14 protein-coding genes are annotated in these 16,286 nt (G+C 40.7%); 3 read left to right on the top strand and 11 right to left on the bottom strand.

Going from position 1 to position 16,286, the window contains the following annotated elements; all coding sequences use genetic code 11:
* Nucleotides 1–18: 18 nt before the first annotated feature.
* The 3 genes from EHO58_RS07210 to EHO58_RS07220 form a co-directional block, all read right to left on the bottom strand.
* The gene (locus EHO58_RS07210; protein WP_135679485.1) at nucleotides 19–423 is read right to left on the bottom strand and encodes a helix-turn-helix domain-containing protein; all 405 of its coding nucleotides are present in this window, start codon (nucleotides 421–423) and stop codon (nucleotides 19–21) included.
* The gene (gene leuS / locus EHO58_RS07215) at nucleotides 423–3,011 is read right to left on the bottom strand and encodes a leucine--tRNA ligase (protein WP_135679486.1); all 2,589 of its coding nucleotides are present in this window, start codon (nucleotides 3,009–3,011) and stop codon (nucleotides 423–425) included. Before leuS ends, EHO58_RS07210 begins: the two co-directional genes overlap by 1 nt.
* Before the next feature lie 282 nt (nucleotides 3,012–3,293).
* Complete coding sequence (locus EHO58_RS07220) at nucleotides 3,294–3,482, bottom strand: PIN domain-containing protein (RefSeq protein ID WP_423789901.1); 189 nt, start codon at nucleotides 3,480–3,482, stop codon at nucleotides 3,294–3,296.
* A gap of 302 nt (nucleotides 3,483–3,784) precedes the next feature.
* On the opposite strand from EHO58_RS07220, the gene EHO58_RS07225 reads away from it, so the two are divergent.
* Together EHO58_RS07225 and EHO58_RS07230 are read left to right on the top strand one after the other, a co-directional pair.
* On the top strand, nucleotides 3,785–4,504 hold the full coding sequence (locus EHO58_RS07225) for an ABC transporter ATP-binding protein (RefSeq protein WP_135679487.1): 720 nt from the start codon (nucleotides 3,785–3,787) through the stop codon (nucleotides 4,502–4,504).
* Nucleotides 4,501–7,041, top strand: a complete 2,541-nt coding sequence (locus EHO58_RS07230) for an ABC transporter permease (RefSeq protein WP_135679488.1) — start codon at nucleotides 4,501–4,503, stop codon at nucleotides 7,039–7,041. Before EHO58_RS07225 ends, EHO58_RS07230 begins: the two co-directional genes overlap by 4 nt.
* Nucleotides 7,042–7,121: 80 nt before the next feature.
* Here EHO58_RS07230 and EHO58_RS07235 read toward each other — a convergent pair whose 3' ends face one another.
* From EHO58_RS07235 to hrcA, 8 genes are all read right to left on the bottom strand, one after another.
* Nucleotides 7,122–7,418: a hypothetical protein gene (locus EHO58_RS07235; RefSeq protein ID WP_135628171.1), complete on the bottom strand. Its 297-nt coding sequence runs from the start codon at nucleotides 7,416–7,418 to the stop codon at nucleotides 7,122–7,124.
* A 9-nt stretch (nucleotides 7,419–7,427) separates the two neighbouring features.
* Nucleotides 7,428–7,940 (bottom strand): DUF2721 domain-containing protein, encoded by a 513-nt coding sequence (locus EHO58_RS07240; protein ID WP_135628170.1) that lies wholly within the window; start codon nucleotides 7,938–7,940, stop codon nucleotides 7,428–7,430.
* Nucleotides 7,941–7,944: 4 nt separating this feature from the next.
* Nucleotides 7,945–8,499 (bottom strand): YqgE/AlgH family protein, encoded by a 555-nt coding sequence (locus EHO58_RS07245; protein ID WP_135628169.1) that lies wholly within the window; start codon nucleotides 8,497–8,499, stop codon nucleotides 7,945–7,947.
* A 9-nt stretch (nucleotides 8,500–8,508) separates the two neighbouring features.
* Entirely contained in the window at nucleotides 8,509–9,468 is a 960-nt protein-coding gene (locus tag EHO58_RS07250) for a Gfo/Idh/MocA family protein (protein ID WP_135628168.1), read from the bottom strand.
* Between the two features lie 21 nt (nucleotides 9,469–9,489).
* Nucleotides 9,490–10,611, bottom strand: a complete 1,122-nt coding sequence (gene dnaJ / locus EHO58_RS07255) for a molecular chaperone DnaJ (RefSeq protein WP_135628167.1) — start codon at nucleotides 10,609–10,611, stop codon at nucleotides 9,490–9,492.
* A 7-nt stretch (nucleotides 10,612–10,618) separates the two neighbouring features.
* Nucleotides 10,619–12,553: a molecular chaperone DnaK gene (gene dnaK, locus EHO58_RS07260; RefSeq protein WP_135679599.1), complete on the bottom strand. Its 1,935-nt coding sequence runs from the start codon at nucleotides 12,551–12,553 to the stop codon at nucleotides 10,619–10,621.
* Between the two features lie 94 nt (nucleotides 12,554–12,647).
* Complete coding sequence (gene grpE / locus EHO58_RS07265) at nucleotides 12,648–13,202, bottom strand: nucleotide exchange factor GrpE (protein ID WP_135679489.1); 555 nt, start codon at nucleotides 13,200–13,202, stop codon at nucleotides 12,648–12,650.
* A gap of 30 nt (nucleotides 13,203–13,232) precedes the next feature.
* Nucleotides 13,233–14,261 carry a heat-inducible transcriptional repressor HrcA gene (gene hrcA / locus EHO58_RS07270; protein ID WP_135628164.1) on the bottom strand — a complete coding sequence of 343 codons (1,029 nt, stop codon included), beginning with the start codon at nucleotides 14,259–14,261 and terminating at the stop codon, nucleotides 13,233–13,235.
* Between the two features lie 299 nt (nucleotides 14,262–14,560).
* On the opposite strand from hrcA, the gene EHO58_RS07275 reads away from it, so the two are divergent.
* Nucleotides 14,561–16,255 carry a methyl-accepting chemotaxis protein gene (locus EHO58_RS07275; protein WP_135679490.1) on the top strand — a complete coding sequence of 565 codons (1,695 nt, stop codon included), beginning with the start codon at nucleotides 14,561–14,563 and terminating at the stop codon, nucleotides 16,253–16,255.
* Nucleotides 16,256–16,286: the final 31 nt, after the last annotated feature.

A 16,286-nucleotide genomic window follows, 5' to 3' on the forward strand; every position in this document is an offset into this window, starting at 1 on the left:
AATTTTTATGAAGAAGGTTTACTTCTCCAAAATTGCTTTTTTGTATTTGGATCGAAAGGAAGAAGGACTCAAACCGGTGAATTTTTTGAATAATCCTGCAAAAGAACTAGGACTTTCAAAACCTACTCCTTCACAAACATCTGAAACCGAAACATCTTTCAAAAGTAATTCTTTTGCATTTTTCAATCGAACGGAAATAAGATATTGGTGAGGCGTTATTCCGTAACAGGATTTAAACAATCGGATATAATGGAACTTGGATAAAAATGTTTTTCCTACAACAGAATCCAGATCCAACTTTGTATGAAAGTTTTGATCCATAAATTGTTTGGATCCGATTACCCTGTTGATAATCTCTTTTCTAGGATATAATTTCCGATCTAATCTTTGAACTTCTTGATTATAGAAAAGTTCAGATCCCATTATCCAACTACTAGATTCACCAGTTTTCCAGGAACATAGATCTCTTTTCGGATCTGTTTTCCGTCCAAGAAAACTTGTACCTTATCCAAAGATTTTGCAATCTTGATCGCTTCGTCCCCGGCAATCTCTTTTGCAGCCTTGAATTCTGCTCTTAACTTTCCGTTTACCTGTACCACGATCATTATCTCATCGTCAGTCAGATACTTCTCCTCGTAACCTGGGAAAGTATGGTAAGTTAAAGAATTTGATTTTCCCGCTAAAGACCAAAGTTCTTCCGCTAAGTGAGGAGCAAATGGAGCGATCAACAGTAAGAACGGTTCCAGGATCTTACGAGGTCTACGTTGGCTTGGAGTTAACTCGTTTACAAAGATCATCAACTGAGAAATGGCAGTGTTGAATGAGAAATTATTAATATCATCATCCACTTTTTTGATGGTTCTATGGAGTATTTTCAATTCATCTTCATTCGGTTCGATATCTTCCAAACGGAAAGATTCTTCTGCACCTGAATGATATAATCTCCAAACACGATTTAAGAAACGGAATACACCTTCTACACCTCTTGTGCTCCAAGGTTTTACCATTTCGAACGGTCCCATGAACATTTCAAAAAGACGTAAACTATCTGCTCCGAAATTCGTAACCACCTCGTCGGGATTGATCACATTTCCTAAAGACTTGGACATTTTTCTTTTGTCCTCACCTAAGATCAAACCTTGGTGAACCAATTTTTTGAAAGGTTCAGGAGTAGTTACATAACCTAGATCGAATAATACCTTATGCCAAAAGCGTGAATAGAGTAAGTGAAGAACTGCATGTTCCGCTCCACCCACATATAGATCCACAGGCATCCAAGCTTTTTCCAGATTCGGATCTACAAACTTGTCCGGGTTTTCCGGATCGATATAACGTAGATAATACCAACAAGAACCTGCCCATTGAGGCATAGTATTTGTTTCTCTGGTCCCGATCTCACCCGTTTCAGGATCTTTATGCTTCAACCAATCTCCCGCTAAAGCAAGAGGAGATTCTCCTGTTCCGGAAGGTTTAAATTCTGATAAATTAGGAAGTTCTAATGGAAGTTCAGATTCCGGAATTACCTTTGTAACTCCGGAAGGATAATGGACCAAAGGAATAGGTTCTCCCCAATATCTTTGGCGGGCAAATAACCAATCTCTGAGTTTGAATTGGGTCTTTCTTCTTCCTATCCCTTTTTTCTCCGCCCAATCAGCAGTTTTCGAGAATGCTTCCTTATATTTCAGACCATTAATAGAAACTTCGGAAGAAGAAGAATTGATACAAACCGATTCTTTAGAATCGAAAGCACCTTGGGAAAGATCTCCTTCAATGACAGGTAGGATATCCAACCCGAAAGCTTTTGCAAATTCGTAGTCTCTTTGGTCATGAGCAGGCACCGCCATGATAGCACCGGTTCCATAACCGTATAAAACATAATCACCAATCCATACCGGGATCTTTTTAGAAGGATCTGCAGGGTTTAGTACGTAAGCTCCGGTGAATACACCTGATTTCTCTTTAGAAAGTTCAGTTCTATCCAGATCACTTTTTAAAGCGGAAACCTTTTTGTATTCCTGTACCTTCTCCCATTGTTCTTTCGTGGTAATTGAGTCCACCAAAGGATGTTCAGGAGCAAGCACCATATAACTTACCCCAAATACGGTATCAGGACGAGTAGTATACACTTTGATCCCGTTTTGCGGAGAAGAAGGATCAAAAGGAAATATTAACTCCAAACCTTCACTCTTTCCGATCCAGTTTTTCTGCATTTCAAGAGTGGAACCCGGCCAAGAAACCAAAGACAGATCCTCTAAGAGTCTTTCCGCGTATGCAGTGATACGCATCATATACTGTCTCATCGGTTTACGAACTACTTCGTAACCCTTTCCAACCCATTCTTCTACTTCTTCATTTGCTAAAACTGTTCCAAGGCCTGGGCACCAGTTTACCGGGATTTCTGCCTGATATACTAAGCGAAATCCAGAAAGAATGGTTTCTTTCTTTGCGTTTGAAAATTCTTTCCAATCTTTAGCGGAGAAGGTCTCGAGGTCCTCAAATCCTTCTGAACCCTTGGATTCGAGCCTTTGGATCAATTCAGAGATTGGTTTTGCTTTAGAAGCCTGGAAATCATACCAGGAATCGTATAATTTTAGGAAGATCCACTGGGTAAATTTGTAATATTTCGGGTCTGTGGTCGAGATTTCCCTGTCCCAATCATAGGAAAGACCGATCAATTTGATCTGCCTTCTGAAATTGTCCACATTCTGTTTTGTAGTAATAGCAGGATGGATTCCAGTCTGCATTGCATATCTTTCTGCAGGGAGACCGAATGCATCCCAACCCATTGGATGCAAAACTTCAAAACCCTTCATTCTCTTATAACGAGAAATAATGTCTGTGGCAGTATAACCTTCAGGGTGACCGACATGCAATCCCGCACCCGAGGGATAAGGGAACATATCTAAACAATAGAACTTCGGTTTAGAAGAGCGTAGATCCGTTCGAAAGGAAGAATTCTTTTCCCAATAATCTTGCCATTTTGATTCAATTTTCCGAAACGGATAGTCCATACCGTGAAGTTTTTTCCTCCGGCCTAGAATCCAATTCTTTTTTGTTATACTGGAAGGCGATTAAAGAGCTGAAAATCTAGAACAAAAGGCCTTTCTTTCTTTTTAAGAAGAAAAAAGGCATTATAAATTGTTACTAGAAGAAGTGTTTTTAAATTATAGGGAACCAAAGAGTTAGATTTGGGTCCGAAATGAAGAAAGCCGGAGGGATACCGGCTTTCTCTGGGAGTAAAATTCTAAGCTCTTGCTTAGAAAACGGACAAAAATATTGGATAAGAATCTGACTTATTTACGTACTGAGTCAATAACCTTGATAAGTCGACGAAATGTTAAGTTCAAACAATCTCGACAGAGGTCGTACTGAAAGAGATTCGGTGTTTCTTTACCGCATCCTTTACATGTATATTGCTTACTTTGCGCTTGTGTAAGTTCCGCTTCTTCTTCGTTCAAATCCGTCACTGCTAATAATTGCATTTTGCTCCCAGAAAATTCCATCGATTGTCTTTTTATTTACGGAGTGTAAATAAGTCCGAAGATTGATTCTTGCTTTCGGAACTTCTCTCCGTACGTCGAGAGTTACTTTATAAAATCGGCTCACTCTAGAGTCAAAAAAAATTAGGTTGGAAGTTTGTGAAAATGACTGCAATTTTTTTGAAAAAAATTCTAAGCGCGGTTTTATTTGGAATAGATTTTCAAGTGCGGTTTTTTTCAGGTAAAAATTAATTTCCTGTCAAGTGCCGAGTTTAGGTCAGTCAAAACGAAAGGAAGGTGATAATTTGTTATCTATATCAGGCTTAAACAAGTCTTACACAGTTGCAGACCAAACATTTAACGTATTAAAAGATGTTTCATTCCAGGTAAAGTCCGGTGAATTCGTTGCTGTGATTGGGCCATCCGGCTCAGGAAAGTCTACGTTACTCGCTGTTTCAGCCGGATTAGATAAAGCTGATTCAGGAACAGTACTTTTGGATGGGATCTCCTTATTTGATAAGTCAGAGGACGAATTAGCAAAGATCAGAGGAGAACAAATAGGTTTTGTATTCCAAAATTTCCAACTGATCAAGACATTAAACGCTTTAGAGAATGTTTCCCTACCTCTTGCTTTGACGACAAACCTTTCGGAAAAAGTGATACATGAAAAAGCTATGTATTGGTTGGAGAAGGTCGGCATCGCACATAGAGCCCATAACTTCCCAAGCCAACTTTCAGGTGGAGAAGAACAAAGAGTAGCGATAGCTCGTTCTTTTATACATGACCCTAAACTCCTTTTTGCGGATGAGCCCACTGCAAACCTAGATAAGAAGAATGGCGAGAATATCATGTCTCTTCTGAAACAATTGAATAGAGACCGTAAATCCACTTTATTAGTTGTTACTCATGATCCTAAGGTTGCTTCGATGGCGGATAGGATCTTAGAAATGAGAGATGGGGTCATCTTAAGCGGTGCAAAACCTAAAGCTGCCGCTAAGAAGACAGTATCTAGGAAGAAAAAATGAATATTAGATTCTTTCTACGGGTAATGTTCAGAGAAATCTTTTCTAAAAAGACTTCTTCCTTACAGATTATCTTAGCGATCACAATCGGAACCGGTGCAGTTCTCGCAGTCCATTCGTATAGGGATCAATTTACTTCTTCTATTATCAGAGAAGCCAAAAACATTATGGGTTCGGATCTTGTGGTTACGAGCCCTTCTCCGCTAACCTCTGAACAAACAGCGTTTCTTTCGAAGGAATTGCCAAAAGGAAGCAAATTATCCGAATTAGTGCAGTTCCCTTCTATGCTTCGCAACCCGAATTCACAAGATTCTAGCTTATCTTTGATCAAGGCAATCCAAGGTGATTATCCGTATTTTGGAGAGTTAGAAACAGAACCTAAAGGACTTTTCCGCAAATTAAAACCGGGTGAGATACTCCTAGAAAGCGGACTGATCAAAAATTTAAAACTTAAGATAGGTTCTAAAGTTCAACTGGGGGAAAGTAACTTTGTATTAAGAGGAAGTATCTTAAAAGAGCCGGGAATGGCAGGAAACTTTCTCTCCATGGCACCAAGCTCCATTATAAAAAAAGAATCTTTAGCAGAAACAGGATTAGAACAAAGAGGCTCTCGGATCAGCTACCAAGTCCCCATCCTTCTTCCTAACGGAACGGATGCGAATGTTTTCAAAAAAAGTAAATTTTCAGAATTCGCTAAAAACGATCTTATCTTATACGAAAGCACGGAAGCAAACTCCGGATCCCAAAAATTCCTTACCAACACGTTGGATTTCTTTTCCTTATTGGCATTATGTGCATTCTTCTTGGGAGGGATCTCTATCCTTCTCACCAGCAGAGCGGTCGTAAGATCAAAATCCACTACATTCGCCGTTTATAAATGTTTAGGAGCAGGACCGAACTTAGTTTTGGGCCTTGTACTTTCCGAACTTCTAATATTATCCACGATTGGCGCTTTATTAGGATTTTTATTCGGAAGTTTTTTACAAACTCAAATCCCGAATATGGCGGATAAAGAATTCCTTTTCGAACCAAAATTGATCCCGGATCTAAAAGCATTTTTCTGGGCATTCGTTTTAGCTTGGGTAGTCCCCTTAGTTTCCGCATGGGAAAGTCTTTCCACTACTCGAAACTTAAGCCCGATGTATGCTCTTAAATCCGATTTTGCAAATGAACTTTCTTCTGTTCCAAAACTAAAATTAAAACAGTCGATCTCATTTATAGCGGTCTTCGGATTGTTTTTCGCATTAGCTTGGTGGGAAACTGGAGATTGGATCAAAGGATTAATGTTATGTGCGACCCTACTCTTCCTGCCTGTGGTTGTGTATCTTGGAATTTTAGGAATTCGTTTTGCGATTAGATTTCTTTTACAAAGATCTGAGTTTTCCGCAAGTGTAAGAATGGCATTAAGAAAACTAGATAGACCTAGAACAGGGCTTTCATGGGTTTCTGTAGGACTCGGTTCTTCAGTTTTCGTTCTATTACTTAGTATTTTTCTGAGTGATAGCCTATTAGAATATAGCGGCGCAAAAGACAAGGAAAGAAGACCCAATATGTTCGTATTGGATATACGACCAGAACAACTGGAAAGTTTCCAACAAACGGCAGAAAAGTATAAAGTCGAAAAACTTTTAACTGCTCCTGTAATCGGAGCAAGACTCACTCATGTAAACGGAGAGCTTGTTAAAAAAGAAGATATGGAACTTTCCGCACTCAGAAGAGATTGGAGATCCACGGCAAGGACCAGAGAATATTTCTTATCTTATCGAGAGAATTTATATCCTACTGAAAAAGTCACCGATGGTGATTTTTGGAGAAAAGGAGAAGAAGACCAGATCTCAGTCGAAAAAGAATTTTCTAAAAATTTAAAAGTGGATTTAGGAGATAAACTTTCCTTCTCCATCGGCGGGGTAGAAGTTACCGGAACCATCCGAAATTTCAGGACCGTCAACTGGTCCGACATGAGACCGAACTTTGTGGTCCTATTCTCAAAAGGGATCTTAGAAAAGGCTCCTAAGTTTTATCTGAGTTCTTTTTTGTTGGAATCTTCCGATTCCAGATATTCTCTTCAAAAAGAATTATCGAATGAATTTCCGAACCTTACGATCGTAGACACTGAAAAGGCAGTTCAGTCTTTTTTAGGAATTTTAGAAAAGATGTCTTTTGCGATCCGTTGGATGACAGGACTGATCGTTTTATCTTCACTATTATTGATACTTTCTTCTTTGGAGTTGAGTAGAAAGGAAAGATTGGAAGAAACCTCCCTTTTGCGAATCATAGGTGGAACCAAAACATTCTTACGAAAATACTTTTTGGTGGAATCCTTGCTTCTCGCTAATTTATCTTTCGCTTTAGCTTTTGTTTTAGTCTGGGGAGTTTCTTCTTATATGTCTGAGATCATATTTGAGATACAAGCGAGTGTTCCTTGGTTGGAAATAGGTATCTTTTATATTTCTCTGAATATTGCAGTGGTAGGAATGTATTTCGGTGCCTTAAGGAACGAGTGGAAAAGAAGCCCTACTTTGTATCTGAAAGAAGTTTAAATTAGGATGGGAAGTAATCTGAGGAATGTCCAACGCTTGAGTAGATGAAGAACTTTAAGGCGTCCGTAGGATGAAATAAATTATTTCGGCCTGGTCATACGGGCCAAAAGATCTTCCGGCTTAGAATCCAATCTCACTGAGCAAACCTTATAATTGGAAGCGGTCGGACAGGCCGCGGTTCCAGTGATCTTACATCCTTTAGTTTCACAACGTTTCCTGGTATCGAAAGAATCGGATCCGGAAAATCTACAATAATCCCTACAAGCGTCTGAACTATTTACGGAACAAAGATAACAACCGTCGGCAGAAAGGTTTTGAACAAGTCCCAAAAATGCAAAAAACAATATGATAGAAAGTGAATATAGAATCTTTTTCAAATAAAACTCCTATCTTTTGGAAGAAGGATCGTCGGACTTCTTCTCCACTTTATCTTCCAGAAATTCCGCAAATTCTATCTGGCCTTGGATAAAATTCAAATTATAACGGCTTTCGTACAGCAAAAGACTACTTGCGATAAACAAAAAAATTCCGCCTACCAATGCAAGTCCGGTAGCAATCCAAGAAGCAGGACTTGATATCGCTACGATAATCCCCAAACTTAAGCTGGAAGAAACAAAGAACAAAGTCGCAGTATAAAGCGCTGCCATAGATCTTTGGATCAGATTTGCTCTTTTCTTTTGGATCTTTAATTGTCTTCTGAGATATGCTTGTCGTTCTTCCGGAAAAGAAAGTTTTCCGTCCACGACACCTTCTATCTCATTTTTAAGTAAATTAACTCGATCGAATATTCTACCTAAACGATTCGCGGTAGAAAAAATCAAACTAGCACTGGCCGAGATCAAAACGGCCGGAGTAATCATACCAGCTAAAATTTCCGTTCCGATCAAAGAAGAAAGCATAGATCTAGTTTAACATTGGATCTTTTGTATGTTCCACGAAATACTTATACAATCCACCTTTGCTTTTTAAGGCTTCTTGCCAAGTTGTTTCAGGATCTTCTGTAAAGATCCACTCTGCATTCGGATCGTGAACCACCCAAGATTTACGTTCCATCTCACCTTCTAATTGGGCAGCTCCCCAACCGGAATATCCTTGGTATACGTTAAACTTTGTTTTATCAGGATGTTCTAATAATTCCACCAGGGCTTCGAAACTTCTGGCAAGAAACACACCAGGGATAACTTCAATCCCAGGCTGTTTTAATTTAGGATTATCATGAAGAATGGAAACAAATGTAGGATCTACAGGACCTCCGGAATAGATCGGAGACGAACCGTCTATTCCTTCCGGAATTCCTTGGATCACTTCGCTTAATGCAACATCCATTTTTTTATTCAGTACAAGACCGAATGCACCTGATTGATCGTGTTCCACCATTAGGATCACTGTACGATTAAAATAATCCGTAACGATAGATGAATTAGAGATTAATACTTTTCCGCTGAATCCGTTTTCCATACTACCCGATCAGTTTTTATGTATCTCTTTCAAAATTCTGTACGCGATTTCCAGAGTTTGGATATCGGATCTTCCATCCACTAAAGGTTCCGTTTCTTTCAAGATACATTTTACAAAATGTTCATGTTCTTGTTTTAAAGGGTTATCCTTGTGAACAAAGATCTTCTCAACGATTGATTCTTGGCGATATTTGATCTCTCCGGTCCTAAGTAGAATGTCCGAAGTTGCCTGTCTATGAAGCTCGATCTCTTGGTCGCTAAAATCCAATGTGATGTACACGTCTTTTTGAGTGATATTCAGGGTCCGAATTTTAGATTGTGTATTTCTGCTGGCGGAAATATTCGCGATCGCGCCGTTCTCAAAATGAAGAATAACGGATGCAATATCTTCGTGAGCTGAAACCACTTTGGTCCCCACTGCACTTAGATATTTGACGGGAGATTTTACAAGATTCAAAACGATATCTATATCGTGGATCATCATATCCAGAACTACTCCCACATCCTTAATTCTAGGATTAAAAGGGGCTAATCTTCTGGATTCGATCAATAGAGGTTCAGTAACGATCTTTCCGAGTTCAAGAACCGCTCCGTTAAAACGTTCAACGTGACCAACTTGTAAGACCAAATTGTTTTTAGAAGCAAGGTCCACTAGCTCTTTTGCTTGTTCTAAAGTTTCTGCGATCGGTTTCTCTACCAAAACATGTTTGCCGGCGAGAAGTGCCTTCTTACCTATTTCATGATGTAAGAATGTAGGCACTGCGATGATCACAGAATCGGTATGTTTGATCAGATCGTCTACAGTAGAGAAGGCGGAAGTTTTATGTTTTTCCGCCATCTGAGATGCTCTTTCGGAATCGGAGTCGTAAATACCGATCAACTCCGCATCGCTTAATGTTTTCGCCACGTTAACGTGGTATTGGCCCATATGGCCTGTCCCGATTACCCCGATCTTGACTTTGTTAGTCATGAAACTTCCTTTTTGTGGATATTACTTATTCGTAAAAATTTTACCCTTAGAACCGGAAACAGATTCTCCGGACTCACGGGCAAATTCTTCGATCAATTCTCTTTGTCGTCTAGTCAGTTTTTTCGGGATCTCAATGCGAACGATCACATGCTGGTCCCCTTTTCCATATCCGCCTAGATACGGAATACCATGACCTTTCAAACGGAACACTTGGCCTGACTCGGTTCCTTCCGGAATTTTCATCTTAACCTTTTTGCCGTCTATGGTTGGAACTTCAATGTCTCCACCTAAAATAGCTTGTGTAAGGCTGATCTTTTTATTCAAGATCAAGTCGTTTGCCTGGCGTTCGAATAATTCATGTTTCTTAATATGTGTTACCACATATAGATCTCCATGAGGACCACCGTTAGGCCCTGCTTCCCCTTCTCCGGAAACTTTTAATCTGCTGCCGGATTCGATACCAGGAGGGATCTTAATATTGATAGTACGTCTTTTTTCTACCAGACCTTGTCCATGACAGGTCTTGCATGGATTGGAAATGATTGTACCTTTTCCACGACAAGTACCACAAGTAGTCGCAACGGAGAAGAAACCCTGAGATCTACGAATCTGTCCTGAACCTCCGCAGTCCGGACAAGTAGCAGGAGTGCTTCCTTTGTTTGCGCCGGAGCCTCCGCAATCTACGCAGGTTTCTAGTCTTGGAATTTCGATTTTATATTCCCTGCCTAGAGCAGCGTCTTCGAGGGAAACTTCTAGATTATAACGAAGATCTGAACCGCGTTGAGGACCGGATCTGCGGCCACCGCCACCAGCTCCTCTTCCTCCTCCGAAGAAGTCGCCGAAAATATCTCCAAAATCACCGAAGATATCGGAGAAGTCAGTATATGCTCCTCCTCCAAATCCACCTTGAGCGCCTGCACCCACTCCGGCCTTGCCGTACTGGTCGTACATGCGACGTTTATTGGCGTCTCTTAAAACTTCGTAGGCCTCGGTAGCTTCCTTAAATTTATCTTCAGCAGCTTTATCACCCTGATTCTTATCAGGGTGATATTTGATAGCTAACTTCCGATACGCGGACTTGATTTCTTCATCAGTCGCGGATTTGGAAACTCCGAGGATATCGTAGTAACTTTTGTCACTCATGTCTTAGTTACTTTTTCTCATCGTCCACTACGGTATAGTCGGCGTCCACGACCTTTTCTCCCTTAGCTTGGGAATTGTCTGCGCCTTCTCCAGGTCCGGCATCGTTAGGTCCTGGGCCTGCTTCCTGACCCGGAGCGCCTTGGGAATAAATTTTAGAACCTATTTCCGAAGCCCTCTTAGTGATGGACTCTTTCGCAGCGTTGATACGACCGATATCACCTGATTCGATCGCTTCTCTTGCACGTTTGATCTCGTCATTCGCCAATTGTTTTTCGCTGTCTGAAAGTTTATCCGCAGCGTCCGTAACCGCTTTTTCCAAAGAATAAGTGATCGTATCCAACTCGTTCTTAGCTTCTACAAGTTCTCTAGCGGCCTTATCTGCAGCAGCATGAGCTTCTGCATCTTTTACCATTTTAGAGATCTCGTCTTCGCTTAGTCCGGAAGAAGATTCAATACGTATCTTTTGCTCTTTACCAGTTCCCAGATCTTTTGCAGAAACATGCACGATACCGTTCGCATCGATATCGAATGTAACTTCGATTTGAGGAACTCCTCTAGGTGCAGGTGCAATTCCGATCAGATCGAATCTTCCGAGTGTGCGGTTACCAGCAGCCATATCTCTTTCTCCTTGGAGAACATGGATAGACACTGCATTTTGATTATCCGCAGCAGTTGAGAATACCTGAGATTTTTTAGTTGGGATCGTAGTGTTTCTTTCGATCAACTTGGTCATCACACCACCCAAAGTCTCGATACCGAGTGAAAGTGGAGTTACATCCAAAAGAAGAACGTCTGAAACTTCTCCCGCTAAAACTCCACCTTGGATAGCAGCACCGATTGCCACTACTTCGTCTGGGTTTACGGAACGATTCGGTTCTTTTCCGAAAATTCCTTTTACAAGTTCTTGTACCGCAGGAATACGAGTGGATCCTCCCACTAATATCACTTCATCGATGTCGGAAGCTTTCAAGCCAGCATCACGTAACGCGTTCTCGCATGGAATACGAGTTCTGTCTACCAAACGACCGGTTAACTGATCAAACTTAGCTCTAGTAAGATTCATATCCAAGTGTTTTGGTCCGGTTGCATCAGCAGTGATGAATGGAAGATTCACTTGAGTGGACATGGTCCCGGAAAGTTCGATCTTCGCCTTCTCCGCAGCTTCTTTCAAACGTTGAACGGTATTTTTATCTTGAGAGATATCGATCCCGTATTGTTTTTTGAATTCTTCGATCATCCATTCCATGATGACCATATCAAAATCGTCTCCACCTAAGTGAGTATCACCGTTGGTAGATTTTACTTCGAATACTCCGTCTCCCAACTCAAGGATAGAAACGTCGAAGGTTCCTCCTCCTAAGTCATAAACGGCGATTTTAGCGTTACTTTTCTTCTTATCAAAACCGTAAGCAAGTGCAGCAGCGGTTGGCTCGTTAATGATCCTTTCTACTTCTAGACCCGCAATCCGTCCCGCATCTTTAGTCGCCTGACGTTGTTCATCATTGAAATAAGCAGGAACAGTGATAACTGCCTTGGTCACTTTTTGGCCAAGATAATCTTCTGCAGTTTGTTTCATCTTTTGAAGAACACGAGCAGAGATCTCTTGAGCAGTAAACTCTCCGGTAGCAGTTTCGAATTTTAATCCGTCGTTTCCACTTTTGATCACTTTATAGGAAACGTGCTTCATCTCTTGTTCGGTCTCGTTGAATCTGCGCCCTATAAATCTTTTTGCGGAACGAATAGTATTTACTGCGTTCGTAATTGCCTGGTTCTTAGCGAACTGACCTACCAAAGTTTCTCCTTTAGCGGTAAAAGCAACGATAGACGGAGTAGTTCTAGCACCTTCGGAGTTTTGGATTACTACCGGGTCCCCACCTTCCATAACGGAAACGCAAGAGTTTGTGGTTCCTAAGTCGATTCCGATAATCTTCTCTTTTGACATTTTGGTTTCTCCTTCCGCCATTGGATCCTTCCTTGGCGGTTATTCATGATTTAGTTCGTTCTATTCAAGGCACCATTGCGCCTATACCCAAAGCTTAAGCTTTGGGTTTTCCAATTCTCACCCTTGCAGGTCTTAAGGAGAACTTATCTTCATTTTCCTTAATATAGAATCCTGCCTGATAAACTTCGATCACAGTTTCTTCTTTGTATTGATCCCCTTCTTCGGAAGACAATGCTTCCATAGAAGTCGGATCAAACGCCTCTCCCTGAGGATATTGTCTGAATACATTGGATCTTTCCAGCACGGAATAAAATTCCTTCTGTATCATCGTGACTCCGTCCACGAAAGGTTTTAATTCTTCCGTAACATTTACACCGGAAGCTACACGATCCAAATTATCGATCGGGTTCAAAAACTCCGTTACCAAAGATTTGACGGCTTCCCTTTTAATATTAGAAAATTCTTGTGCAGATCTTCTCTTATAATTCTGGAACTCCGCTCTTTCGCGAGTCCAAGAATCTTTTAAGGATTCAATCTCTTTTCTCGCAATATCCAATTCCTTACGTAAAGTTTCCTCTACGCTTTCCGGTTTTTGGGAATCATCCGAATTTTCTCCGGTAGGCGTTGCGACCGCTTCTTCTTGACTCATCTCTCTATCATTTCCTTGCATGGTTCATTACTACTTACTAATACGCGTGATCATCTCCGAAACTAGTTTCGAAGTAAAATCCACAAGTGGAAGTGCTCTATGATAATCCATCCTCTGAGGACCTATGATTCCCATAGCGCCGATCCGTTTTTCTCCCATTCTATATCCGGAAGTGATGATACTCACACCGCCCATTCTTCCGTCCCCGTCCTTTCCTATGACGGTATACACTCCATCATGTTCCGGATAATCTCCGAACATTCCGGTGAGGAATCTTTTATCATCCAGTAGGGAGAGAACCTGGTTGAGTTTTTCCTCTTCGTCCTTAAATCTTCCGTATAAGTTCTTGAGACCGTCGATATACAAAGACACTTCGGAGTTATCCGGCGTCATTGCCGCGGAGATCACTCCGGACACTTTATAAAAATCTAATGGTCCGTCCTTTCTCAGCAATAAAGAAGGGATTACCTTCTCCTGTATCTCGAACATATCATAACCTTTCGCGTTATCGTTCAAATACTTTGAGATCTGGTACAACTCTTCCTGGCTATAATTTCGATCCAAGAATACGCTTCGGTTCAGTACCGCTCCGGACCTCATAACCATGATCATCAGGACCTCGTCCCCATGAACATGGATCAATTCCACATGTTTGAGAGTGTCCAAACTTTTGGCCGGTCCTAATACAACTCCCGCAGAATTAGAAAGACTTGCCAGAACACTTGCAGTTGCTTTCAGGATCTGATCCAATTTGAACTGCATCTTCAGATATTCTTCTTGGATCCTTTGTTTTTCTTTAATAGTTAGCTCATAAAGAACCACTAACGAATCCACATAGAATCGATATCCTATCTCTGTCGGGATCCTTCCCCCGGAAGTATGGCGAGAAGCGAGATATCCCATCTCTTCCAATTCCTTAAGAACAGTACGTATAGAAGCCGGGGACAAACCTATATCATGTTTGTCGAATAAGGTTTTAGAGCCAACTGGACGGTTCTCTTGGATAAACTCGTCCACAGTGGCCTTAAGGATCATCCTATGTCTTTGGGATAGTTCCATATCTATTCTTATTGGCACTCTGCAAGTTAGAGTGCTAAAGCACCTCTCAAGTTTCCGTAAGATTCTAAAAAAGTCAAGAATTTTGGATTTTAAGCAGTCCTGGAGCCGGTCTGACAGAAAAAATATGCAGTAAGCATCCCATAAGGGATAGAAATTTGATTCCCAAACAGTTAAACTTCTACCTTTATACTTTCAAAATAAAGGAAGAAGGCCCCAAGGATTCAGATCTATTTTCAATTTAAGACTGACTTAGAATAGGTTCCAAAAAAGATCTCCGTCCTATACAGAAAGGAATCTCAATGTTATTCAAACTTAGGCTTTATTATTTTTTCTCTTACTCCATTTTCACTTCTTTGGTTCTTGGCTCCATACTCGGGACATTCTATATTTTAGGAATTCTCCCTGCTGAAAAAATTGGATCCGCTGTTTCCATCTCTGCTGGAGTCGGAGTTTTCTTTTCCTTGTGTATGGGAATTTTTTCAGGCACCTGGCTTGCTAAAACATTCCAAACCATACAAGACTCATTTAAGAAGGTTAGTAAAGGTGATCTAACCGCTAGAATAGAAACAAATTCAAAAGACCTACTTTTTGATTTTTACGAAAGTTTTCATAGAATGTTACAAGGCCAATCCGAGTTGATCGGACTTATCAGAAGTACTGCGGAAGTTCTTTCTACAGATTCAGGAGAAATGAGAACTGTAGTTTTGGATTTCGGCTCCAATATACAATCCCAGTCAGCAGCTACTGAAGAAGTCTCCGCCTCCATTGAAGAAATTTCAGGAGTAGCAACTTCTATCTCTTCCATAGCAGGAGAGAATGCGAACAGTATGAGCAATTTAGTTTCCGAAGTGGAGAAACTTTCTTCTGCGATCGAAAAAACGAAAGGCCAGGTAGATGAGACCTTAGTTTCTTTTGAAGATATTTCTAAACGTGCAGAGAAGGGTTCACAGTCCTTAAATTATATGGGACAGGCAATAGATAATCTTTCTAAAAGTTCCAAAGAGATCACTAAGACGATCGGGAATATCGCGGACATCAGTGAAAAAATCAATATGCTCGCACTTAACGCGTCTATCGAAGCCGCAAGGGCAGGAGAAGCAGGAAGAGGTTTTGCTGTAGTTGCAGATGAAGTTTCCAAACTTGCGGAAAGAACCGCTCTAAGTGTAAGAAGTATCAATGAATTGGTGAAAAAAAACCAAGAAGATATGTCCCAAGGTTTGGAAAGGATCCAGATCACCACAAAAGAGATCCAAGAAATTATAGAAACGATAGATAGAATGTCCGCACAGATTACGGAAGTCAAAGCCGCAGTAAATTCCCAACAAGAACTCAGGAACTCAGTTTTAAAAGAAGCTGACTTTGTATTCAAACGTTCCGACGAAATTAGAAATGCTGTCACAGAACATAATACGGCTACTAGAGAAGTTGTGGATTCGGTTTCTTCTATCAGTGCATTAGCAGTGAATAACTCTGAGAATAGTGATACTTTAGCGGAAAGAATTTTAGGTATTTCTAATACCGCAGATAAATTAGGGAATACTGTTGAGATGTTCCGGATTGCTGAAAAAACAAAAGCCACAGCAAAGGAGCTGGATTCGAAAACTCACGAACTCAAGTTTACTGCCGCGATCGGAAAACTATATTACGTTAAGAAGTATGATCTGGTAGAGATCGTCTGGACTGAAAATTTCAGCTACGAAGGTTACCGGGAGATGTTGGAGAAGGGCCTTGAACTTGTAAGAGAAAAACAAGTAACCAAATGGATGGCGGACACTTCCAATATGGGAATCGTTTCTGCGGAAGCGCAAACCTGGGTGAACGAAACCTGGTTCCCTAAAGCAATTGCTTCTAGTTTAAAAAAGATCGCAATCGTGATCCCTCAATCCGTATTATCAGAACTTTCAATCGATACTAAATCCATGAAGGCAGGAAATATTGATCTGATCAATACTCCTTCCAGAGAAGAAGGAATGCGTTGGTTGACCTCTAAATAAGAAATTATTTGGTATCGTTCTAAGCTCTGTT

Origin of the sequence: Leptospira selangorensis (assembly GCF_004769405.1) — a bacterium.
Lineage (GTDB): Bacteria > Spirochaetota > Leptospiria > Leptospirales > Leptospiraceae > Leptospira_B > Leptospira_B selangorensis.